The 21,333-nt window shown below is 69.6% G+C and carries 26 protein-coding genes; 4 read left to right on the top strand and 22 right to left on the bottom strand.

What is annotated here, in order from left to right; all coding sequences use genetic code 11:
- The first annotated feature begins 129 nt into the window (after positions 1-129).
- From ACFOY6_RS12220 to ACFOY6_RS12230, 3 genes are all read left to right on the top strand, one after another.
- On the top strand, positions 130-828 hold the full coding sequence (locus ACFOY6_RS12220) for a TetR/AcrR family transcriptional regulator (protein ID WP_379631404.1): 699 nt from the start codon (positions 130-132) through the stop codon (positions 826-828).
- Positions 829-1,181: 353 nt separating this feature from the next.
- A complete protein-coding gene (locus tag ACFOY6_RS12225) occupies positions 1,182-2,312 on the top strand; it encodes a type III PLP-dependent enzyme (RefSeq protein WP_379631406.1) in 1,131 nt (376 codons plus the stop codon).
- A 113-nt stretch (positions 2,313-2,425) separates the two neighbouring features.
- Entirely contained in the window at positions 2,426-2,890 is a 465-nt protein-coding gene (locus tag ACFOY6_RS12230; protein WP_109517937.1) for an Lrp/AsnC family transcriptional regulator, read from the top strand.
- A 16-nt stretch (positions 2,891-2,906) separates the two neighbouring features.
- Here ACFOY6_RS12230 and ACFOY6_RS12235 read toward each other — a convergent pair whose 3' ends face one another.
- The 6 genes from ACFOY6_RS12235 to ACFOY6_RS12260 all read right to left on the bottom strand — a co-directional run bounded on the left by ACFOY6_RS12235 (position 2,907) and on the right by ACFOY6_RS12260 (position 9,023).
- A complete protein-coding gene (locus ACFOY6_RS12235; RefSeq protein WP_379650972.1) occupies positions 2,907-3,332 on the bottom strand; it encodes a hypothetical protein in 426 nt (141 codons plus the stop codon).
- Between the two features lie 71 nt (positions 3,333-3,403).
- Positions 3,404-4,453, bottom strand: coding sequence for an ABC transporter ATP-binding protein (locus tag ACFOY6_RS12240; protein ID WP_379631410.1), 1,050 nt, complete (start codon positions 4,451-4,453; stop codon positions 3,404-3,406).
- The gene (locus ACFOY6_RS12245) at positions 4,450-5,508 is read right to left on the bottom strand and encodes an ABC transporter ATP-binding protein (protein WP_219929769.1); all 1,059 of its coding nucleotides are present in this window, start codon (positions 5,506-5,508) and stop codon (positions 4,450-4,452) included. Before ACFOY6_RS12245 ends, ACFOY6_RS12240 begins: the two co-directional genes overlap by 4 nt.
- A gap of 8 nt (positions 5,509-5,516) precedes the next feature.
- Complete coding sequence (locus ACFOY6_RS12250) at positions 5,517-6,443, bottom strand: ABC transporter permease (protein ID WP_379650975.1); 927 nt, start codon at positions 6,441-6,443, stop codon at positions 5,517-5,519.
- A gap of 1 nt (position 6,444) precedes the next feature.
- On the bottom strand, positions 6,445-7,416 hold the full coding sequence (locus tag ACFOY6_RS12255) for an ABC transporter permease (protein WP_109517941.1): 972 nt from the start codon (positions 7,414-7,416) through the stop codon (positions 6,445-6,447).
- A 5-nt stretch (positions 7,417-7,421) separates the two neighbouring features.
- Positions 7,422-9,023 carry an ABC transporter substrate-binding protein gene (locus ACFOY6_RS12260; RefSeq protein ID WP_379650977.1) on the bottom strand — a complete coding sequence of 534 codons (1,602 nt, stop codon included), beginning with the start codon at positions 9,021-9,023 and terminating at the stop codon, positions 7,422-7,424.
- A gap of 102 nt (positions 9,024-9,125) precedes the next feature.
- Between ACFOY6_RS12260 and ACFOY6_RS12265 the strand changes: the two genes are divergently transcribed.
- Positions 9,126-10,718: an ABC transporter substrate-binding protein gene (locus ACFOY6_RS12265; RefSeq protein WP_379631416.1), complete on the top strand. Its 1,593-nt coding sequence runs from the start codon at positions 9,126-9,128 to the stop codon at positions 10,716-10,718.
- 46 nt (positions 10,719-10,764) lie between these two features.
- On the opposite strand, the gene ACFOY6_RS12270 is transcribed toward ACFOY6_RS12265, so the two are convergent.
- The 16 genes from ACFOY6_RS12270 to rpsN all read right to left on the bottom strand — a co-directional run bounded on the left by ACFOY6_RS12270 (position 10,765) and on the right by rpsN (position 21,290).
- Positions 10,765-11,757: a tripartite tricarboxylate transporter substrate binding protein gene (locus ACFOY6_RS12270; RefSeq protein WP_379650979.1), complete on the bottom strand. Its 993-nt coding sequence runs from the start codon at positions 11,755-11,757 to the stop codon at positions 10,765-10,767.
- A gap of 79 nt (positions 11,758-11,836) precedes the next feature.
- Positions 11,837-12,622 carry an NAD kinase gene (locus ACFOY6_RS12275; RefSeq protein WP_379650989.1) on the bottom strand — a complete coding sequence of 262 codons (786 nt, stop codon included), beginning with the start codon at positions 12,620-12,622 and terminating at the stop codon, positions 11,837-11,839.
- Positions 12,623-12,657: 35 nt separating this feature from the next.
- Positions 12,658-13,512 (bottom strand): carbon-nitrogen hydrolase family protein, encoded by an 855-nt coding sequence (locus ACFOY6_RS12280; protein WP_379650981.1) that lies wholly within the window; start codon positions 13,510-13,512, stop codon positions 12,658-12,660.
- Between the two features lie 134 nt (positions 13,513-13,646).
- The gene (gene rplQ, locus ACFOY6_RS12285) at positions 13,647-14,078 is read right to left on the bottom strand and encodes a 50S ribosomal protein L17 (protein ID WP_109517947.1); all 432 of its coding nucleotides are present in this window, start codon (positions 14,076-14,078) and stop codon (positions 13,647-13,649) included.
- Positions 14,079-14,105: 27 nt separating this feature from the next.
- Positions 14,106-15,122: a DNA-directed RNA polymerase subunit alpha gene (locus ACFOY6_RS12290; protein WP_109517948.1), complete on the bottom strand. Its 1,017-nt coding sequence runs from the start codon at positions 15,120-15,122 to the stop codon at positions 14,106-14,108.
- A 24-nt stretch (positions 15,123-15,146) separates the two neighbouring features.
- A complete protein-coding gene (rpsK, locus tag ACFOY6_RS12295; protein ID WP_099096438.1) occupies positions 15,147-15,539 on the bottom strand; it encodes a 30S ribosomal protein S11 in 393 nt (130 codons plus the stop codon).
- A 1-nt stretch (position 15,540) separates the two neighbouring features.
- The gene (rpsM, locus tag ACFOY6_RS12300; protein ID WP_099096437.1) at positions 15,541-15,918 is read right to left on the bottom strand and encodes a 30S ribosomal protein S13; all 378 of its coding nucleotides are present in this window, start codon (positions 15,916-15,918) and stop codon (positions 15,541-15,543) included.
- Between the two features lie 251 nt (positions 15,919-16,169).
- On the bottom strand, positions 16,170-16,817 hold the full coding sequence (locus ACFOY6_RS12305) for an adenylate kinase (protein ID WP_109517949.1): 648 nt from the start codon (positions 16,815-16,817) through the stop codon (positions 16,170-16,172).
- 46 nt (positions 16,818-16,863) lie between these two features.
- Entirely contained in the window at positions 16,864-18,231 is a 1,368-nt protein-coding gene (gene secY, locus ACFOY6_RS12310; RefSeq protein WP_109518032.1) for a preprotein translocase subunit SecY, read from the bottom strand.
- A 121-nt stretch (positions 18,232-18,352) separates the two neighbouring features.
- Positions 18,353-18,844: a 50S ribosomal protein L15 gene (gene rplO / locus ACFOY6_RS12315; RefSeq protein WP_109517950.1), complete on the bottom strand. Its 492-nt coding sequence runs from the start codon at positions 18,842-18,844 to the stop codon at positions 18,353-18,355.
- 1 nt (position 18,845) lies between these two features.
- Positions 18,846-19,076, bottom strand: coding sequence for a 50S ribosomal protein L30 (rpmD, locus tag ACFOY6_RS12320; RefSeq protein WP_456316934.1), 231 nt, complete (start codon positions 19,074-19,076; stop codon positions 18,846-18,848).
- Positions 19,039-19,650, bottom strand: coding sequence for a 30S ribosomal protein S5 (gene rpsE / locus ACFOY6_RS12325; protein WP_109517951.1), 612 nt, complete (start codon positions 19,648-19,650; stop codon positions 19,039-19,041). The genes rpmD and rpsE overlap by 38 nt, the downstream gene beginning before the upstream one ends.
- A 12-nt stretch (positions 19,651-19,662) precedes the next feature.
- On the bottom strand, positions 19,663-20,025 hold the full coding sequence (gene rplR, locus ACFOY6_RS12330) for a 50S ribosomal protein L18 (protein WP_109517952.1): 363 nt from the start codon (positions 20,023-20,025) through the stop codon (positions 19,663-19,665).
- A gap of 1 nt (position 20,026) precedes the next feature.
- Positions 20,027-20,563 carry a 50S ribosomal protein L6 gene (rplF, locus tag ACFOY6_RS12335; RefSeq protein WP_109517953.1) on the bottom strand — a complete coding sequence of 179 codons (537 nt, stop codon included), beginning with the start codon at positions 20,561-20,563 and terminating at the stop codon, positions 20,027-20,029.
- A gap of 13 nt (positions 20,564-20,576) precedes the next feature.
- Positions 20,577-20,975 carry a 30S ribosomal protein S8 gene (gene rpsH, locus ACFOY6_RS12340; protein ID WP_109517954.1) on the bottom strand — a complete coding sequence of 133 codons (399 nt, stop codon included), beginning with the start codon at positions 20,973-20,975 and terminating at the stop codon, positions 20,577-20,579.
- Positions 20,976-20,984: 9 nt separating this feature from the next.
- Entirely contained in the window at positions 20,985-21,290 is a 306-nt protein-coding gene (rpsN, locus tag ACFOY6_RS12345; protein ID WP_109517955.1) for a 30S ribosomal protein S14, read from the bottom strand.
- Positions 21,291-21,333 lie beyond the last annotated feature (43 nt).

The following is a 21,333-nucleotide window of genomic DNA, read 5'->3' on the forward strand; positions in this document are numbered from 1 at the left end:
CCTCGGAACTGAACGGTTCAGTTCATTTAGGAGGGCAGATGCGCCCGGCGCCACCCCAAGTCAAGACTGAACTGAACCGTTCAGTTTCCTCCTTGAAGCCGGGCTTCTCCTCCCCCTATTCAACGCATCATGTCCGCAACCGCCCCCGTTCCGCCTCCCGGCCCGCTCCCCGGCCCCTGCTGCGACGACGCCTCCCCCAAGCGCCGCGCCGTGCTCGACTCGGCAGCGCGGCTGTTCATGGCGGAAGGCTATGCCGCCGTCTCGATGGACGCGGTGGCGCGCGCCGCGCAGGTCTCCAAGGCCACGCTCTACGCGCACTTCCCGGGCAAGGACGCGCTCTTCGCCGAGATCGTCGGCAACAACTGCCGGCGCATGCAGGACGAGATGGCCTCGGCGGCGCAGGCCGGGACGGGCCATGCGCTGGCCCCCGCCCTGGCGGCGCTGGGCGCGCGGTGGCTGCGCTTCCTGCTGGAGCCGCGGGTGCGCGCGCTGCACCGCGTGGTGGTGGCCGAGTGCATCCGCGCGCCGGAGCTGGCGCGCGCCTTCTACACCGCCGGCCCCCAGGCGCTGCGGCACTGGCTGGCCGGCTGGCTGGAGGAGCAGGCGGCGCGGGGCCAGCTCCGCCCCGGCACCGACACGGTGCTGGTGGCGGACCAGTTCCTGGCCCTGCTGCGCGGCGACCTGTTCCTGCGCGCCACACTGGGGCTGGCCGACTCGCCCTCCGAGGCGGAGATCCTGGCCCTGGCGCGGGAGGCGGCGCGGGCCGTGGTGCGGCTGCACGGCAGCCCCGCCGCGCTGGCTGCGGCGGAAACGGAGGGATTCGCCTGAAGCGGGGCTTTGGCGCGCGAGGCTTCCCGCCGCCTTGCGCTTCTTCACCGGAACTTTCCTGCGCTGCGGGGGAGGTATGCGGAAAAAAACCGGGTTGAGGCCCGAAAACGCTTTGCGCGCGGGGCAGAGATCTCTATATGCCCCCTCAGACGCAGTACGCACGTGCCTCTGGCCCCAGGCCGGTCTTGTCCGGCCAAAGGTTTACGCAACGACGTCAAGCGTTCTGGCAACCCCGGCAAAGGGCGCAAGCCCCCACCCGGCCTCTCTTTGGTCGCTGGTTCGTTCGACCGTTTCGTCAACTTGGGGCTGACCCTGGCAAAACCGGGCAGTCCTCCCGTATCGGAGGGTGTGCGATGACCCCGAAGGTCTCCCGCTTCCTGCGCGACGCCGCCCCGGCGACGCCTTGCCTTGTCGTGGACGTGGACCGCGTCGCGGAGAACTATGGCCGGCTGAAGGCCGCCATGCCGCTGGCCCGTATCTACTATGCCGTGAAGGCCAACCCGGCCGCGCCGATCCTCGGCCGCCTGGTGGACATGCAGTCCTGCTTCGACGCCGCCTCGCTGGAGGAGGTCCGCCTCTGCCTCGACGCCGGCGCCCGGCCCGAGGACATCTCCTTCGGCAACACGGTGAAGAAGGAGAGCGCCATCCAGGCCGCCTACGCCGCCGGCGTGCGCATGTTCGCCTTCGACTCCGAGCCGGAGCTGCGCAAGCTGGCCCGCTCGGCGCCGGGCGCCAAGGTCTATTGCCGCATCCTGGTGGGCAATGTCGGCGCCGAGTGGCCGCTGTCGAAAAAGTTCGGCTGCGAGGTCGACATGGCGCGCGACCTGATGGTGATGGCGCGCGACCTCGGCCTCGACCCCTACGGCATCTCCTTCCATGTCGGCAGCCAGCAGACCCGCACCGCCGCCTATGAGGCCGCGATCGCCCGCGTTGCGATGCTGTTCACCGACCTGAAGGACGCCGGCATCAACCTGCGCATGGCCAATCTCGGCGGCGGCTACCCGGTGCGCTACCGCGCCGAGGTGCCGGAGATCGACGCGTTCGGCGCCGCCATCATGGGCGCCATGGTCGAGCATTTCGGCAATGCCCTGCCCGAGATCCTGATCGAGCCGGGCCGCTTCATCGTGGGCGATGCCGGCGTGCTCTCGGCCGAGGTGGTGCTGGTCTCCCGCAAGGAGCAGGACGACCCGGTGCGCTGGGTGTATCTCGACATCGGCCGCTTCGGCGGCTTGGCCGAAACCGAGGGCGAGGCCATCAAGTACGCCTTCCGCACGCCGCATGACGGCGGCGCCGAGGGTCCGGTGACCATCGCCGGCCCCACCTGCGACAGCACGGACACGCTGTACGAGAAGTCCAACTACCGCCTGCCGCTGGCGCTCGACTGCGGCGACCGGGTGGAGCTGCTCTCCACCGGCGCCTATGTCACCACCTATGCCAGCCAGGGCTTCAACGGCTTCGCGCCGCTGGCCGAGCACTACATCTGACCGGACCGCGGAGGGGCATTTTTCCCTCCGCCTTCCCCTTTTCCCTTCCGGGCCACCCTGCTCCGCGAGATTTGCACGTTTCCTGCGCGGGAAACGCCGGATAAACTCGCGCCATGGACGTCATCGACCGGAACATCCTCGTCGCCCTCCAGGATAATGGCGCGGCGGGCCTTGCCGAGCTTGCCAAGGTGGCCGGCCTCTCCGTCTCAGCCACCGCCGAACGGGTGAAGCGACTCGAGGAGCGCGGCACCATCCGCGGCTGGCGCGCCGACTTGGACCCCGCCGCCATCGGCTGCCCCATGCTCGCCTTCGTCTTCGTCTCGATGCGGCCGGGGCGGGAGGAGAACGCCTTCCGCATCGCCATGCGGGCGGCGGAGCCGGTGCTGGAGTGCCACCACGTCACCGGCGCCTGGACCTTCCTGCTGAAGCTGCGCCTGCCCGACCTCGCCGCGCTGGAGCGCTTCGTGGCCGAGCAGGTGCGCGGCCAGGCGGGGGTGGAGCGGACGGAGACCATCCTCGCCATCACCTCCGCCAAGGAAACCGCCATCCTGCCCGTGGCGGAGGCGGAGGAGGAGTAGGCCCCTCTCCCCTGCCCTATTCGGCGGGCGGGCTCGCGGCGGCGCCCACGGGGCGCAGGCATTCGCGGATCAGCGGCGCGCAATAGGCGCCCGGCGCGCCGGGGATGTCCTTGTCCCCCGCGAAGCCCACGCGCGTGACGCGGGCATCGATCAGCTCGAAGGTGGCATGGCAGTAATGGCCGCTGCCGGTCACGGTCAGGTCGCCCGCCACCGGCAGGGTGAGGTTGAGCCCGCCGCCCTGGCCGCTCTTCAGCTCGTAGCTGAGCATCTCGCGCACCACGTCGATCCGCTCGCGCTTGGTGGGGAAGCCGGCGCAGACATACAGGTCGGCGCGCGTCAGCCCGATGAGGCTGGTGCGGGACAATTCCACGTCGCGCGAATCAGCCATGCCGCAGCTGGCCAGGAGGAGCGGGAGGAGGATGGGGAGCGGGAAGCGGCGCATGGGCGCCACCTCGCAAGGAAGGGGCCAGGGCCGCAAGGCCCCGGCCCCCTTCCCTCACGCCGGCTTGTAACTCAGGCGGCGTCGTTCAGGTGGCAGGCGCTCTTGTGGCCGTGTGCGATCTCGCGCAGCGCCGGCCGCTCCACCCTGCAGCGCGCGAAGGCGTGCGGGCAGCGCGGGTGGAAGTGGCAGCCCGAAGGCGGGTTCAGCGGCGAGGGGATCTCGCCCTTGATGCCGGCGAAGCTCTTCTTGCGCGCCTCGATCCGCGGCACCTCGGCCAGCAGGGCCTGGGTGTAGGGGTGGTTGGCGCGGGCGAAGATCTCCTCGGCCGGCGCCTCCTCCACCACCCGGCCCAGATACATGATCACCACGCGGTCGGAGAGGTGCTCCACCACGCCGAGGTCATGGCTGATGAACAGGTAGGTGAGGTTCAGCTCCTGCCGCAGCTCCATGAACAGGTTCAGGATCTGTGCCTGGATGGAGACGTCGAGCGCGGCCACCGCCTCGTCGCAGACGATGAACTCGGGCTGCACCGCCAGCGCGCGGGCGATGCCGATGCGCTGCCGCTGGCCGCCCGAGAACTGGTGCGGGTAGCGGCGCTTGAAGGCCGGGTCGAGCCCGGCGCGGCGCATCTGGTTGTCCACATAGGCGTCCCACTCGCCACGGCGGGTCAGGCCGTGCACCAGCGGCGCCTCACCCACGATGTCGGCCACCCGCATGCGCGGGTTCAGGCTGGCATAGGGGTCCTGGAAGATCATCTGGGTCTGCAGCTTGGCGTTGCGCGCCTCGGCGCCCGTCAGCGTGTCCAGCTTCTTGCCGTGCCAGAAGATCTCGCCGGCGCTGGCCGGCATGATCCCGGCCACCATGCGGCCGAGGGTGGACTTGCCGCAGCCGGATTCGCCCACCAGCCCGACCACCTCGCCCTTGCGGACGACGAGGTCGACGCCGTCCACCGCATGGACGGTCTCGTCCTTCACCGGGGCGCCGAGCTTCTGGGCGATCTTGCCGGCGAAATCGAGCTTCTTGGAAAAGCGCTTGGAGACGCCCTTCAGCTCGATGATCGGCGCGGCGGCCTCACCTGCCGCCACGGAGGCGGCGGAACGGACGGTGCTGGTCGCGCTCATGCGGGGTTCCCCTCGGCGGCCGCGCCCCGGACTGCGGAGCCCTGGGCCGCCAGATGCGGATGGAAGCAGCGCGCCAGGCGGCCGGGCATCAGCTCGGAGAGCGCCGGGTCGCGGGCGCAATCCTCCTGGGCGCGGGGGCAGCGGGTGCGGAAGGCGCAGCCCGGCGGCAGGCTCAGCAGCGAGGGCGTCATGCCCGGGATCTGCCGCAGCTTCTCGCCGCGCTTGTTGCGGCTGGGCACGCTGCCGATCAGGCCGTGGGTGTAGGGGTGCAGCGGCTGGTCGAGCACCTCGCTCACCGCGCCGCGCTCCACCACCCGGCCCGCATACATCACCGCGATGTCGTCGGCGAGGCCGGCGACGACGGAGAGGTCGTGGGTGATCCAGATCATCGCCGTGCCGGTCTCGGCGCAAAGCTTCTGCACCTCGGCCAGGATCTGGGCCTGGATGGTGACATCCAGCGCCGTGGTCGGCTCGTCGGCCACGATCAGCTCGGGGCGGTGCAGCAGCGCGATGGCGATGGCCACGCGCTGGCGCATGCCGCCCGAGAACTGGTGCGGGTAGCTCTTGAGGCGCTCGTCCGGCGAGGGGATGCCCACCATGCCCAGCGTGTCGCGGGCACGCTGGCGGGCCTCCTCCTTGCTGACCTTGGTGTGGGCCAGCACGGTCTCGATCATCTGCGTGTCGACCCGGAGCACCGGGTTCAGCGTCATCATCGGGTCCTGAAAGATCATGGCGATGCGGTTGCCGCGAAGCTGCCGCATCTCCTCTTCCTTGAGCTTCGCCAGGTTCTGCCCGTGGAACAGGATGTCGCCGCCGACGATGCGGCCCGGCGCGTCCACCAACCCGAGGATGGAGAAGCCCGTCACCGTCTTGCCGGAGCCGGACTCGCCCACCAGGCCGAGCACCTTGCCGCGGCCGACGGTGAAGGAGACGCCGTCCACCGCCTTCACCACGCCGGCGCGGGTGAAGAAGTGGGTCTGCAGGTCACGCACCTCGAGCGTGGGGGCCGCGGCGGTGGCGGCCATGGAGGTGGTCTGCATCTGGGTCTGAGACATGCCGCCCCTTACTTCTTCAGCCGCGGATTGAGCACGTCGCGCATCTGGTCGCCCACCAGGTTGATCGAGACGATGGTGACGAGCAGCGCGATGCCCGGGTAGAAGCTGATCCAGTACTTGCCGGAGAGCATGTACTCGTAGCCGTTCGAGATCAGCAGGCCGAGCGAGGGCTCGGTGATCGGCACGCCGAGGCCGAGGAAGGACAGCGTCGCCTCCAGCGCGATGGCCCGGGCGATCTGCATGGTGGCGACGACGATCAGCGGCGGCAGGCAGTTCGGCAGCAGGTGGCGGAAGATGACGCGGCGCGTCGGCAGCGCCAGGCACTGCGCCGCCTCGATGTATTCCCGCCGCCGCTCCACCAGCGCCGTGCCGCGCACGGTGCGGGCGTAGTAGGCCCATTCCACGATGACCAGCGCGATGACGACGTTGAAGATACCCTTGCCCAGGAAGGCCAGGATCATCAGCGCCGCCAGGATGGTCGGGAAGGAGAGCTGCAGGTCGACCAGCCGCATGATGACGGTGTCGGTCCGCCCGCCGGCGTAAGCCGCGAGCAGGCCGAGCGAGGCGCCGACGGCGCAGGCGATGATGGCGGAGCCCGCGCCCACCATCAGCGAGATGCGCAGCCCGTACATGATGCCGGAGAGCATGTCGCGCCCCTGGTCATCGGTGCCGAGCCAGTAGGTCATGGTGTCGGCGCCGTCGCGCGTGCCCGGCTCCAGGCGGCCGTCCATGATGTCGAGCTGCGCCAGGTCGTAGGGGTTCTGCGGCGACAGGAAGGGCGCGAAGACGGCGATGAAGACGATGATCGCGAAGACGATCAGCCCGACCAGGGCCAGCTTGCTCTCGCAGAACTCGGAGACGAAGCGGCGGAACGGCGTCTCGACCTTGGGCGCCTTGGCGGGCGGCACGGCGGTCTCGGCTGTGGAAACACTCATCTCACTTGTTCTCCAGCCGCACCCGCGGGTCGAGCGCCGAATAGGCGAGGTCCACCAGCAGGTTGATGGTGATGAACATCAGCACGATGATCATCAGGTAGGCGACGATCACGGGGCGGTCGAGCACGTTGATGCTGTCGATGATCAGCTTGCCCATGCCCGGCCAGGCGAAGACGCTCTCCGTTACCACCGAGAAGGCGATGGTGGAGCCCAGCTCCAGCCCGACCACGGTGACGACCGGGATCAGGATGTTCTTGAAGACGTGGACATAGGTCACGCGCGCCGGGCTGAGGCCCTTGGCGCGGGCGAACTTCACGTAGTCCATCAGCATCGTCTCGCGCACGCCGGCGCGGGTCAGGCGGATGACGAGGCTGATCTTGAACAGCGCCAGGTTCAGCGCCGGCATCGCCAGGTGGCGCAGCCCGTCCCAGGTGAGGAAGGACCAGCGCAGGCCGAGCACCTCCACCGTCGGGCCGCGGCCCGTGGAGGGCAGCCAGCCGAGCTGCACGGCGAACACCATGATCAGCATCAGCCCCACCCAGAAGGTGGGCAGCGAGAAGCCGAGGATGGAGCCGGCCATGACCAGCTTGGAGCCGGTCGAGTTGGGCTTGAGGCCGGCATAGAGGCCGAGCGGCAGGCCGATCAGCAGCGCGATGAACATGGCGCCGAAGGCCAGCTCCAGCGTCGCCGGCATGCGCTGCAGGATCAGCTGCAGCGCCGGCTCGTTGAACACGAAGCTGCGGCCGAGATCGCCGCGCAGCGCGTTGCCGAGGAAGGAGAGGTACTGCATCCACAGCGGCAGGTCGAGGCCGAGCGCCTTGATCGCGCGCTCGCGCTCCATCTGGTCGGCGTCCGGCGAGATCAGGATCTCGACCGGGTCGCCGATGGCATAGACGCCGATGAAGACGATGACGGACATCGCCAGCATGACGAGGGCGGACTGCAGCAGCCGCCGGAGGAGATAGACCGCCATGGCCGTCAGCGCGCCGCGGGCTGGCTGCTGGCGGGGCGCACATCCTGCGCGCGGGTCAGCTCGTCGGCGCGGCTGTCATGCTGCAGCGTCGGGCGCATCGCCCACAGGTTCTTCTGGATGTGGATCGGGATGATGGCGACATCCTCCATGGCAAGCCGGGTCGCGTCGCGCAGCAGCGCCTCGCGCTTGGGGTCGTCCAGCTCGCGCAGCGCGGCCTCGAGCTTGGCGTCCACCTCGGGGTTGGAATAGCGGCCGCGATTGGAGGTGCCGAAGCCCTTGTCACGGTCGTAGCCGGCGACGAGCGAACGCAGCGGGTTCGACGCCTCGCCGGAGGAGCTGCCCCAGCCGACCAGGAAGGCGGAGAATTCCTGGCGGCCGGCGCGGCTGATGAAGGTGGTCCAGGGCTGCGCGTCCACCTGGGTGCGCACGCCGATGCGCGTCCACATCTGGCCGATCGCCTGTACGATGCGGGCGTCGTTCATGTAGCGGTCGTTCGGGCCGCTGAGCGTGATGCGGAAGCCGTTCGGGTAGCCGGCCTCGGCCAGCAGCTTCTTCGCCGCGTCCGGGTCCGCCTTGGGGGCGGCGAGGTCGGGGATGGCGCCGAAGGCGGTGGGCGGCAGGAACTGGCCGGAGGGCATCGAGGTGCCCTCCATCACGCGGCTGGCGATGGCCGGCCGGTCGATGGCGGTGGAGAGGGCGCGGCGCACCCGCAGATCGTGCAGCGGGTTCTTGCCGAGCGGCTTGCCCTCGGCGTCGGTGATCTGCGGCGAGCCTTCCGGGTGCAGGTGGTCCAGCGCCAGGAAGATGATGCGCAGCCCGTCCTTCTCGGAGACGCGGACCTTGTCGCTGCGGCGCAGGTTGGCGAGGTCGCTGGTCGGCACCTGGTCGATGAAGTCCACGTCGCCGGCCAGCAGCGCCGCGGTGCGCGAGGCGTCGTTCGGCAGGATGCGGTAGTTCACGCGGGCCCAGTGCGGCTTGTCGCCCCAGTAGGCGTCGTTGCGCTCCAGCTCCAGCCGGTCGCCCGAGCGGAAGTTGACGTAGCGGAACGGGCCGGTGCCCACCGCCACCTTGCCGCTGTTGAAATCCTCGGTGGAGGCGCCCTCATGCGTCTCCTTGTCGAGGATCGCCACCTGGCCGAGGTCGTTCGGCAGCACCGGGTAGGGCGAGCGGGTGTGGAAGCGGACCGTCAGCGGGTTGACGATCTCCACCCGCTCGATGGCGCGGGTGTAGATGGCGTAGGAGGAGGGGCTGTTCACCACCTGCGGCACGCGGGCGATGGTGAAGGCCACGTCCTCGGCGGTGAAGGCGTTGCCGTTGTGGAACTTCACGCCCGGGCGGAGCTTGAACTCCCACACCGTGGGCTCCACCGCGCGCCAGCTCTCGGCCAAGCCCGGCTCCATCCGGGATTCCGAATCGAAGGCCGTCAGCGTGTCGAAGATCATCGTCGCCACGGCGAGGTTCGGCGACAGCGCATGATAGTGGGGGTCGAGCGAGGTGACCTGCGCGCCCACCGCCATGGAGAGGTTCTGCGCCGAGGCGGGTACCGCCGAACTCAGCGCAAACGCCGAAACGGCGGCCATCGCGGCCGCCCGCATGCTGATCATCATGATACCGTCCCCCGGGAGATTACACCCTCTTCACGGCGGAGTGTAGCAGGCGCGGCCCCGGGTCGCTAGGTTGCGGCGTTCTGACAGTCCGGAGAAACAAACATGGAAATTCCAAGAAAAATATCGCTTTGCGCTACTTTTCTCGCGGTGCCGCTGGCCTTTTCGGCCATCGCCCTGCCGGCGCAGGCGCAGACCCTGAACATCGGCATCGGCGGCGCCGTCACCTCGGCCGACCCGCATTTCTACAACGCGGCGCCCAACCACGCGCTGGCCATGCATGTCTTCGACTACCTGGTGGGGCGCGACGCCAACGCGCAGCCCTACCCCATGCTGGCCGAGAGCTGGCGCGCGGTGGAACCCACCCTCTGGGAGTTCAAGCTCCGCTCCGGCGTGAAGTGGCACGATGGCCGTGACTTCACCGCCGATGACGTCGCCTTCAGCATCGCCCGCGCGCCCAACGTGCCGAACAGCCCGGGCGGCATGGGCGGCTTCGTGCGCGCCATCACCAAGGTCGAGGTGGTCGATCCGCTGACCATCCGCTTCCACACCGCCGCGCCGCACCCGCTGCTGCCGGTGGAACTGGGCGCCATCTCCATCATCTCCCGCCATGCGGGCGAGGGCGCCACCACCGAGGACTACAACAGCGGCAAGGCCGCCATCGGCACCGGCCCCTACCGGCTGCAGGCCTACCGCCCCGGCGACCGCGCCGAGCTGGTGCGCAACGACGCCTACTGGGGCGGCAAGGAGCCGTGGGAGAAGGTCAATTTCCGCTTCATCGGCAATGACGGGGCGCGCAGCGCCGCCGTGCTGGCCGGCGATGTGGACGTGATCGACCAGGTGCCCTCCACCGATCTCGCCAGGCTGCGCCGCGACAGCCGCATCACCATCGCCGAGATCCAGGGCGTGCGGCTGATCTACCTGATGGCGGATTTCTCGCGCACCGGCGAGGTGCCCTTCGTCACCGACAATGCCGGCAAGCCGCTGCCGCAGAACCCCTTCCAGGACCTGCGCGTGCGCCGCGCCCTCTCCATGGCGATCCAGCGCGAGGCGCTGGCCGAGCGCATCATGGAGGGCACTGCCCAGCCCACCGGCCAGTGGCTGCCGCCGGGCACCTTCGGCTACAACCCCGCCGTCAAGCCGCCGGCCTACGACCCGGACGGCGCGAAGAAGCTGCTGGCCGAGGCCGGCTTCCCGCAGGGCTTCAGGATGACCCTGCACAGCCCAAACGACCGCTACCCGAACGATGCCAAGACCGCCCAGGCCGTGGCGCAGATGTGGACCCGCATCGGCGTGCAGACCCAGGTGGAGGCGCTGCCCTGGACCACCTTCTCGGTGCGCTCCAACCGGCAGGAATTCGGCATGCGGCTGTCTGGCTGGGGCAGCACCACCGGCGAGGCGAGCTACCTGCTGGTCAACATCATCGGCACCTACGACCGCGAGAAGCGCACCGGCGCCAGCAATTCCGGCCGCTACTCCAACCCCGAGCTGGATGCCATGACCGCCCGCGCCGCCGCCACCATCGACGACGCGCAGCGCGAGAAGCTGCTGCAGGAGGCGGTGAAGTTCGCCATGGACGATGTGGCGGTCACGCCGCTCTACCAGCTGGTGAACACCTGGGCGGTGCGGAAGGGCCTCACCTACGAGCCGCGCATGGATGAGCGCACCGTCGCCATGGGCGTGCGCAAGGCCAACTGAGCCACGCGGCGGGGGAGGCCTCCCTCCCCCGCCATCCCGTCCCGCTTCAGCCCACCGTCTGCGGCTGGATGCCGGCGCGGCGGGCGGCCTCGCCCCATTTCTCCATCTCCGCCTGCACGAAGGCGCGCGTCTCCTCCGGCGCGGAGGTCTGGATGGCGGCGCCGAGCGCGGCATGGCGCTCCACCACCGGGGGCTGGCGCACCGCCTCGGCGCAATCGGCCGAGAGCTTCGCCAGCACCGCCGGCGGCAGCTTCGCGGGGGCGATCACCATGCCCCAGGTGCTGGCCTCGAAGCCGGGCATGGCCGCCTCGCCGATGGTCGGCACGTCGGGCAGCTGCGGCGCGCGCTCGGCGCCGGTGGTGGCCAGCGCCTTCAGCTTGCCCGCCCGGATATGGCCCAGCGCCGCCGGCACCGTGTCGAACATGATGTCCACCCGCCCGGACATCAGGTCCGGATGCGCCTGGGTGCTGCCGCGATAGGGCACGTAGGTGAACTCCACCCCCGCCCGCTGCGCGAACAGCACCGGCGCCAGCCGCACCACGCCCCCCGTGCCGGCGAAGGTGACGGTGCCCGGCGGCTTGTCCTTCGCATGCCGCACCAGCTCCTCCGGCGTGGAGGGGCCGAAGCCGGGCGCGGCGCAGAGCACCAGCGGCGTGCGCGTGGTGAGGGTGACGAAGCTGAAATCGGCCATGGTGTCGTAGGGCAGCCTGTAGAAGGCCGCGTTCACCGGGTGGCCGACCGAGACCAGCGCCAGCGTGTGGCCATCCGGCGCCGCGCGGGCCAGCGCCTCGGTGCCGATGATGCCATCCGCCCCCGGGCGGTTCTCCACCGGCACGGGGAAGCCCCACTTGCCGGCCAGCGGCTCGGCCATCAGCCGGGCTGTGATGTCGGAGACGCCACCCGGCGTGTAGGGCACGATGAAGCGGACCGGTCGGCCGGGAAAGCCACCCTGCGCCCGCCCGGGCCTGCTCAGCGGCGGGGCGCCCAGAAGCAAGGCGGGCATGGCGAGCGCCAGCCGCCGCGAAACACCGTTCGACATTCCCGTTCCTCCCAGGAACTTTTTGCACACCCGCAACGATAGACCGGCGGCATCAGGCACGGGAAGCGGCGCCTCGGGATCACACGGTGAACTGCTCGGCGATGATCCGCTCCGAGAGGCCATGGTCGGGGTCGAACAGCATGGTCATGCGCAGGCTCCGATCCTCCCGCACCTCGACGGAGCGGATGTCGCGCACCTCCACATTGTCGGCCACGGCGGCAACGGGGCGCTTGCCCGGCTCCAGGATCTGGAACAGCACCACCGCGTCGGCCGGCAGCAGCGCGCCGCGCCAGCGGCGCGGGCGGAAGGCGGAGATGGGCGTCATCGGCAGCAGGTTGGCGCCGAGCGGCACGATCGGGCCATAGGCCGAGAGGTTGTAGGCGGTGCTGCCGGCGGGGGTGGCCACCAGGATGCCGTCGCAGATCAGTTCCGCCAGGCGCTCCTTGCCATCGACCAGGATGCGGATCTTGGCCGCCTGGCGCGTCTCCCGCAGCAGCGACACCTCGTTGATGGCCAGCGCCTCGCGCAGCGTGCCGGTGGCGTCCACCGCGCGCATCCGCAGCGGGTGCAGCGTGGCGGATTGCGCCACGGCCAGCCGCGCCGGCAGCTCCTCCGGCTGGAAGGCGTTCATCAGGAAGCCGACGCTGCCGCAGTTCATGCCATAGACCGGCAGGTTGCGGCCGAGGAAGCGGTGCTGCGTCTCCAGCATGAAGCCGTCGCCCCCCAGCGCCACCACCACCGCGGCCTCCTCCGGCGGCGCATCGCCATGCAGGGCAACGAAATGCGCCCGCGCCGATTCCGCCACCTCCGTGGGCGCGGCGAGGAAGGCGATGCGGCCGTGCAGCTCCCGCGGCAGGTCCGGCATGTCGCCTAGATGGCCGGGGCCGAGCAGCGCGGCGGTCATGCCCAGCGCACCCGCGCGGCGTCGCGGTGCTCCAGCACCGGCATGTCCCGCCGCAGCCGGGCGGTGAGCGCCGGGTCCAGCCGCGCGGTGGCCCAGCCCTTCCCGTCGCTGGCGCGGGCGACCACATGGCCCCAGGGATCGACGACGAGGGAATGGCCGTAGGTGCGGCGCGGCCCGGCGCGCTCCTGGTGCTGGCCCCAGGTGGCGGGGGCGGCCAGCCAGCACTGCGTCTCGATGGCGCGCGCCCGCAGCAGCGGCTCCCAATGGTCCTTGCCCGTCTCCAGCGTGAAGGCGGAAGGCAGCAGGATCAGCTCCGCCCCCTGCCGCCGCAGCGCCAGGAACAGCTCGGGGAAGCGGAGGTCGTAGCAGATGGCGCAGCCGACGCGGAGATCGCCCGCCCGATAGGTGACGACCTGATCGCCGGCCGCGTAGGTGTTGCTCTCCCGGTGCCCGCTGCCGTCCGGCCGGGTGATGTCGAACAGGAAGATCTTGCGGTAGCGCGCCAGCTCGGTGCCGTCTGGCCCGAAGGCCAGGGTGGTGTTGTAGAGCCGCCCGCCCTCCGCCCCGCTCTCGGCGATGCTGCCGCCATGGAGATGGACGCCATGGCGCCGCGCCAGGCCGCGCAGGCACTCATAGGCCTCGCCGCCCGCCGCGCCGGAGCCTTCGGGCGGCAGCGCCTCGGCGGCGGCGAGGCGGGTGGCGCGGTCGCCGCCGAGGCAGGTCCACATCTCCGGCAAGGCGACAAGGCCAGGCCGGTCCGCCGCGATGGCCGCCTCGACCAGCCGGGTGGCCTGGGCGATGTTCTCGGCCTTGTCGTGGCCGGGGTTCATCTGCACGACCGAGACACGCATGGCGGGGCGCTCCTTCCGCTGTGGCGGGCATCAAGCCCCGCGGCACGGCCCACCGCAAGATCCCCGCGAACGCAGACGGGGCGGATGGTTGCCCATCCGCCCCGCCCGCTCAACCCTGCCGTGGCAGGAGCGGCTTACGCCGCGTCCTGCTGGCCCTCGGTCTCGGCGACCTCGGGCTTCGGGCCGGAATCCAGGCCCTTGGCGGCGACGTCGCGCTCCACCAGCTCGATCACCGCCATGTCGGCGGCGTCGCCGTAGCGGATGCCGGCCTTCAGGACGCGGGTGTAGCCACCCTGGCGCGCCTTGTAGCGCTCGGCGATGGTGGTGAAGAGCTTGTCCACCACCTTCTTGTCCATGATCTGCGCGTAGGCCTGCCGGCGGGCGTGCAGGTCGCCACGCTTGCCGAGCGTGATGATGCGCTCGACATACGGGCGCAGCTCCTTCGCCTTGGGCAGGGTCGTGGTGATCTGCTCGTGCTTGAGCAGGCTGGTCGCCATATTGCGGAGCATCGCAATACGGTGGGTGGAGGTAACGCCGAGCTTCCGGCCGGCAACCCCGTGACGCATGGTCCTATTCCTTCACGCGGCCGAAAATCAGAACGGCTCTTCGATCTTCTTGGCGAGGTCCTCGATGTTCTCCGGCGGCCAGCCGGGCACGGTCATGCCCAGGCTCAGCCCCATCGAGGCGAGAACCTCCTTGATTTCGTTCAGCGACTTGCGGCCGAAGTTCGGAGTGCGGAGCATCTCCTGCTCCGTCTTCTGCACCAGGTCGCCGATGTAGACGATGTTGTCGTTCTTCAGGCAGTTCGCGCTGCGGACCGACAGTTCCAGCTCGTCCACCTTGCGGAGCAGGTTGCGGTTGAAGGGCAGGTCGTCCTGCACCTCTTCCACCTTGCGCTCGCGAGGCTCATCGAAGTTGATGAAGAGCTGCAGCTGGTCCTGCAGGATGCGGGCGGCGAGCGCCACCGCATCGTCCGGCGCCACCGTGCCGTCCGTCTCCACCGTCAGCACCAGCTTGTCGTAGTCGGTGCGCTGGCCCACGCGGGTCGGCTGCACCTGGTACGCCACGCGGCGGACGGGGGAATAGATGGCGTCCACGGGGATCAGCCCGATGGGCGCATCCTCGGGGCGGTTCTCGGAGGCGGGGACATAGCCCTTGCCCACATCGACGGTCAGCTCCATCGACAGCTTGGCGCCGTCGTCGAGCGTGCAGATGACCAGCTCCGGGTTGGCGATCTCGATGTCGCCGGTGGTCTGGATCTGCCCCGCCGTCACCTCGCCGGGGCCGGAGGCGGTGAGCTGCAGGCGCTTGGCGCCCTCGCCCTGCATCCGGATGGCCAGGCGCTTGATGTTCAGGACGATGTCGGTGACATCCTCCCGCACACCCTGCAGGCTGGAGAACTCATGCAGCGCGCCGTCGATGCGGATGGCGGTGACCGCCGCACCCTGCAGCGACGACAGCAGCACGCGCCGCAGCGCGTTGCCGAGGGTCATGCCGAAGCCGCGCTCGAGCGGCTCCGCCACCACCGTCGCAACGCGCGAGGGGTCGGCCCCAGGCTCGACATCGAGCTTCTCGGGACGGATCAGGGAACGCCAGTTGCGCTCGAGCACTACGGTTTCTCCTGCAGCCTCGCCTCAGACCCGACGCCGCTTGCGCGGACGGCAGCCATTGTGCGGGATGGGGGTCACGTCCTTGATGGCCGTCACGTAGAAGCCGACGGCCTGCAGGGCGCGCAGGGCCGACTCACGCCCCGAGCCGGGACCGGAGACCATGATCTCCAGCGTCTCCATGCCGTGCTCGCGCGCCTTGCGGCCGGCGTCTTCCGCGGCGACCTGGGCGGCGTACGGGGTCGACTTGCGGCTGCCCTTGAAACCCTGGCTGCCGGCCGAGGACCACGCGATGGCGTTGCCCTGGCTGTCGGTGATGGTGACGATGGTGTTGTTGAAGGAGGCGAGGACATGCGCCACGCCAGAGGCAATGTTCTTGCGCTCTTTCTTCCGCGGGCGACCGGTGGGCTGACGGGCCATATTACTTGGTCACCTTCTTCTTGCCGGCAATCGCCACGGCCTTGCCCTTGCGGGTACGGGCGTTCGTGTGGGTGCGCTGGCCACGGACGGGCAGGCCCTTGCGGTGACGCAGGCCACGATAGCAGGCCATGTCCATCAGGCGCTTGATGTTCATCGCGTTCTCGCGACGCAGATCGCCCTCGACCCGGTACTCGCGGTCGATCAGCTCGCGGATCTTGAGGATTTCCTCATCCGTCAGCTGGTTGACGCGGCGATCCTCGGGGATGCCGAGCTGCTCGCAGATCACCTTCGCGTTCGACGGACCGATGCCGTAGATGTAGCGAAGAGAAATGAGAACGCGCTTGTTGGTAGGAATGTTCACGCCTGCAATGCGTGCCATCGATGACCTGCTCCTGGAGCCTTCATGGGCTCCCGTTCGGTACCGGCAGAATGTGTCCGGCGAAGGTGATCAGCCGGGCCCGGGGTCGGAAGTGCCTCAGACACGGCCATCATCGCGGCCGGAGTTGCCTCCGCCCGCGAGAGGGGCGGGTTTAGCGAGGGCGCGCCCCAGGAGTCAAGCCGGAACGACCGCATGAAAAAGGGGGCGGAAAACCCGCCCCCCTCGCCACCCCGGCCCGCGGCCCCGATGGCTCAGCGGCCCAGCACCGCCTCGATCTGGCGGGCCACCTCGTCCATCGAGGCCATGCCGTCCACCTGGCTCAGCTTGCCCTGCGCGTCGTAGTAGGGAAGCAGCGGCGCCGTCTGGCGGTGGTAGGCCTCGAGCCGTGCGGCCACCGTCTCCGCCTTGTCGTCGGCGCGGCGCACGAACTCGGTGCTGCCGCAGGCATCGCAGACCCCCGGCTTCGCGGTGGGCTTGAAGCTGTCATGGTAGCCGGCGCCGCATTGGGCGCAGGTGAAGCGGCCGGCGATGCGCTCGACCAGCGCCGCGTCGTCCACCTTCAGCTCGATCACGTGGTCGAGCCGCAGCCCCTTGTCCCGCAGCATCACGTCCAGCGCCTCGGCCTGGGGCGTGGTGCGCGGGAAGCCGTCCAGGATGAAGCCCTTCGCGCAATCGGGCTGCGACACCCGGTTGGCCAGCATGGCGGTGATGATGGCGTCCGGCATCAGCTGGCCCGCCTCCATGATCGCCTTGGCCTGCTGGCCGATGGCGCTGCCGCTCCGCACCTCGGCGCGCAGCATGTCTCCGGTGGAGATCTGCGCGATGCCGTGGCGCTCCTCCAGCCGCTTGGCCTGGGTGCCCTTCCCGGCCCCCGGGGGCCCCAGCAGAATCAGGTTCATCGGCGCTGTTTTCCCGGCCTCATGCACATGCTCCGTCCCCTTCCCTTCAGCGGAGCCGCGGGGTGCCGCCGCGGCCGCCGCCCATGCGGGCCTTGCGGATCAGGCCCTCATACTGGTGCGCGAACAGGTGCGACTGCACCTGCGCCACCGTGTCCATGGTGACCGAAACGATGATCAGAAGGGAAGTGCCGCCGAAGTAGAAGGGCACGCCGTACTGGCTGATCAGGATCTCGGGCAGCAGGCAGACGATGCAGAGGTAGATGGCGCCCACGCCCGTCAGCCGGCTCAGCACGCGGTCGAGGTAGTCCGCCGTGGCCTGGCCGGGGCGGATGCCAGGCACGAAGCCGCCATGCTTCTTGAGGTTGTCCGCCGTCTCGGTCGGGTTGAACACCACGGCCGTGTAGAAGAAGGCGAAGAAGATGATCAGCGCCACGTAGAGCGCCATGTAGAGCGGCTGCCCGTGCGCCAGCATGTTCGCCACCCGCAGCAGCCAGGAATCGGCCGTGGGGTCCGCCGCCGCGAAGCCCGCGAAGGTGGCCGGCAGCAGCAGCAGCGAGGAGGCGAAGATCGGCGGGATGACGCCGGCCGTGTTCAGCTTCAGCGGCAGGTGCGTGTTCTCGCCGCCGAACATGCGGTTGCCGACCTGGCGCTTCGGGTACTGGATGGGGATGCGCCGCTGGGCGCGCTCCATGAACACCACGAAGGCGATGACGGCCAGCGCGATCAGCAGGAAGGCGATGATGAACACCGGCGAGAGGGCGCCGGTGCGGCCCAGCTCCAGCGTCGCCACCAGGGCGGAGGGCAGGTTGGCCACGATGCCCGCGAAGATGATCAGGCTGATGCCGTTGCCGACGCCGCGGGCGGTGATCTGCTCGCCCAGCCACATCAGGAACATGGTGCCGCCCACCAGCGTGACCACGCAGGAGATGCGGAAGAACAGGCCGGCATCGTACACCGCCGGGCCGAAGCTGCCCTGCATCTGCTCGAGCCCCACGGCGATGCCGTAGGCCTGGAACACGGCGATCAGCACCGTCAGGTAGCGGGTGTACTGGTTCAGCTTCTTCCGGCCCGACTCGCCCTCCTTCTTGAGGGCCTCGAGCGCCGGCACCGCCGCGCTCATGAGCTGGATGATGATGCTGGCCGAGATGTACGGCATGATGTTCAGCGCGAAGACCGTCATGCGGCCCAGCGCGCCACCCGTGAACATGTCGAACATGCCCAGGATGCCGCTGCCATGCTGGCGGAGGATGTCCGCCATGACGGCGGCATCGACCCCCGGCACGGGCACGTAGGTGCCGATGCGGTAGACGATCAGCGCGGCCAGCGTGAACCAGATGCGCTTCTTGAGCTCGGTGGCCTTGGCAAGGACGCCGAGGTTGAGGTTGGCCGCAAGCTGTTCGGCGGCGGACGCCATGATTTCGCCCTTCTTCATCCGGCGGGCAACATGACTGCGGCGCCGGGGGGCAATTCCCGCGGCGCCGCTGCCAGCCCTGACGATGCATCACCTAGCCCCCCGGAGGCGGGGGGCGCAAGCGTCACGCCGCGGGCGCCGCTTCCTTCGCCGGCACCAGCACCGTGATGGTGCCGCCCGCCGCCTCGATCGCCGCCTTCGCGGCCGCCGAGGCGCCGGAGACCGTGATGGTCACCGCGCGGCTGATCTCGCCATGCGCCAGCAGGCGCACGCCGGCGATCTTGGCGCCGGTGCGGACCAGGCCGGCCGCCTCCAGCACCGCCTCGTCGATCGGCTGGTCCGCCGGCAGGCGGCCCGACTCGAGCGCGGCGTTGAGCGCCTTCAGGTTCAGCGGCGCGTATGCCTTGCGGAACAGGTTGACGAAGCCCCGCTTCGGCAGCCGCCGGTAGATCGGGAGCTGACCGCCCTCGAACCCGTTCAGCGACACGCCCGTGCGGGCCTTCTGGCCCTTCACGCCGCGGCCGGAGGTCTTGCCCTTGCCCGACCCGATGCCACGGCCGACGCGCTTGAACTTCAGGCGGGCGCCTGCGTTGTCGCGCAGCTCGTTGAGCTTCATCTTACTTCTCCGTGGTCTCGCCCACCTGGATCAGGTGCGCGACCTTGCGGATCATGCCACGCACGGCCGGAGTATCCTCCAGCTCGCGCGAACGGCGGATCTTGTTGAGCCCGAGACCGATCAGCGTCTCGCGCTGACCGGGCTTGCGGCCGATGGGGGACGCGACCTGCGTCACCCGAACGGTCTTCTTGGCCTCAGACACTGGCAGCCTCCTGCGCCGCCGGCTCCGCATCCTTGCGCGGGCCGAGCAGGTCGGACACCTTCTTGCCACGACGGGCGGCCACAGCGCGGGGGCTGGTGCAGCGCGTCAGGGCGGCGAAGGTCGCCTTGACCATGTTGTGCGGGTTCGTGGTGCCGGTGCACTTGGCGACGACGTCGCCCATGCCCAGCGTCTCGAACACCGCGCGCATCGGGCCGCCGGCGATGATGCCGGTACCCGCGGGGGCGGCGCGCAGGATCACGCGGCCGGCGCCGAACTCGCCGATCACGTCGTGATGCAGGGTGCGGCCCTCGCGCATCGGCACTCGGATCATCGTCCGCTTGGCGCGCTCGGTCGCCTTGCGGATCGCTTCCGGAACCTCGCGCGCCTTGCCGGCGCCCCAGCCCACGCGGCCCTTCTCGTCACCCACCACGACCAGCGCGGCGAAGGAGAAGCGACGGCCACCCTTCACCACCTTGGCGACGCGGTTGATGGTGACCAGCTTGTCCTTCAGCTCGTCGCCCGGCTCGCGCTCAGTGTTGCGGTCCGGACCCCGGCCGCGGCGATCGCGGTCACCGCCGCCGCCGCTCCTCGGTTCACGTGCCATATTCTGTGCTCCTTAGAACGACAGCCCGCCCTCGCGGGCGCCGTCCGCCAGGGCTTTCACCCGGCCGTGATACAGGTAGGGACCACGATCGAACACGACCTGGGTCACGCCGGCGGCCAGAGCGCGCTCGGCCAGCAGCTTGCCGATCGCGGTCGCCGCCTCGCGGTCCGCGCCCGTGCGCAGGCCCTCGCGCTGGGCCTTCTCGATCGAGGAGGCCGCGGCGAGCGTACGGCCCGCCTTGTCGTCGATGACCTGGGCGTAGATGTGCTTCCCGGAGCGGAAGACCGAAAGACGGGGCCGACCACCGCTCTTGAGGCGCAGCTGGTAGCGCAGGCGCTTGCGCCGCCGCTCCAGCAGGTTGAGCTTGTTCGCCATCTTACTTCTTCTTCCCCTCCTTCCGGAGGATCGTCTCGTCCGTGTACCGCACGCCCTTGCCCTTGTACGGCTCGGGGCCGCGGAAGGCGCGGATCTCAGCGGCAACCTGGCCGACCACCTGCTTGTTCACGCCCTCGACCTTGATGGCGGTCGGGCGCTCCGTGGTGATCTTGATGCCTTCCGGGATCGCGTAGCGGATCTCGTGGCTGTAGCCGAGGTTCAGCACCAGCTCCTTGCCCTGGACAGCGGCGCGGTAACCCGTGCCGGTGATCTCCATGGACTTGGTGAAGCCGGCGGAGACGCCGGTGACCATGCCGTTGATCAGGCTCCGCGTGGTGCCCCAGAGGGTGCGCGCACGGCGGTCCGAGCCCAGCGGCTTGACCGTGACCTTGTTGTCCTCGACGGACACATCCACCGCATCCGTGACCAGCGGGAGCGAGAGCTCGCCCAGCTTGCCCTTGGCGGAGATGACGCCGTCCTTCAGAGCGACCGTAACACCGGCGGGAACCGTGACGGGATACTTGCCGACGCGCGACATACCTATCCCTCCCTCAGAACACGCGGCACAGGACCTCGCCGCCGACATTGGCAGCGCGGGCCTCGTTGTCGCTCATCACGCCACGCGGCGTGGAGAGGATGGAAATGCCGAGCCCGTTGTAGAACTTCGGCAGCTCCTTGATCTTGGAGTAGACGCGCCGGCCAGGCTTGGAGACACGCATGATCTCCTTGATGGCGGGCTCGCCCTCCGAATACTTCAGCTCGATGTCCAGCACGTTGATGCCGGGGCGAACTTCCTCGGCCCGGTACGCGCGGATGAAGCCTTCACGCTTCAGGACTTCGAGCACATCGGCGCGAAGGCGGCTGGCGGGAGACGTGACGCGCGCCTTACGGGCACGGTGCCCGTTGCGGATGCGAGTCAGCATATCGCCCAGCGGATCGGACAGCGACATGCGTCCCCCTTACCAGCTGGCCTTGACGAGACCCGGGATCTGGCCGTTCGAGGCCAGGTCACGGAGCGCGTTACGGCTCAGCTTGAACTTGCGGTAGTTGCCGCGCGGGCGGCCGGTCAGCTCACAGCGCAGGCGCACGCGAACGCGCGAAGCATTGCGCGGCATCTCCGCGAGCTTCAGCGTCGCCTCGAAGCGCTCCTCCACCGGCAGCTCACGATCCATGATCGTGGCCTTCAGCGCAGAGCGCTTGGCGGAATGCAGCTTCGAGAGGCGCTCGCGGCGCTTGTTCTTCTCGACAGCCGAGGTCTTGGCCATGCGGTTTAAATCCTCCGGAACCTGCCCGGCACCCCTGGCTGAG

It is taken from the genome of Teichococcus aestuarii, from assembly GCF_042651065.1.
Taxonomy (GTDB): Bacteria; Pseudomonadota; Alphaproteobacteria; order Acetobacterales; family Acetobacteraceae; genus Pseudoroseomonas; species Pseudoroseomonas aestuarii.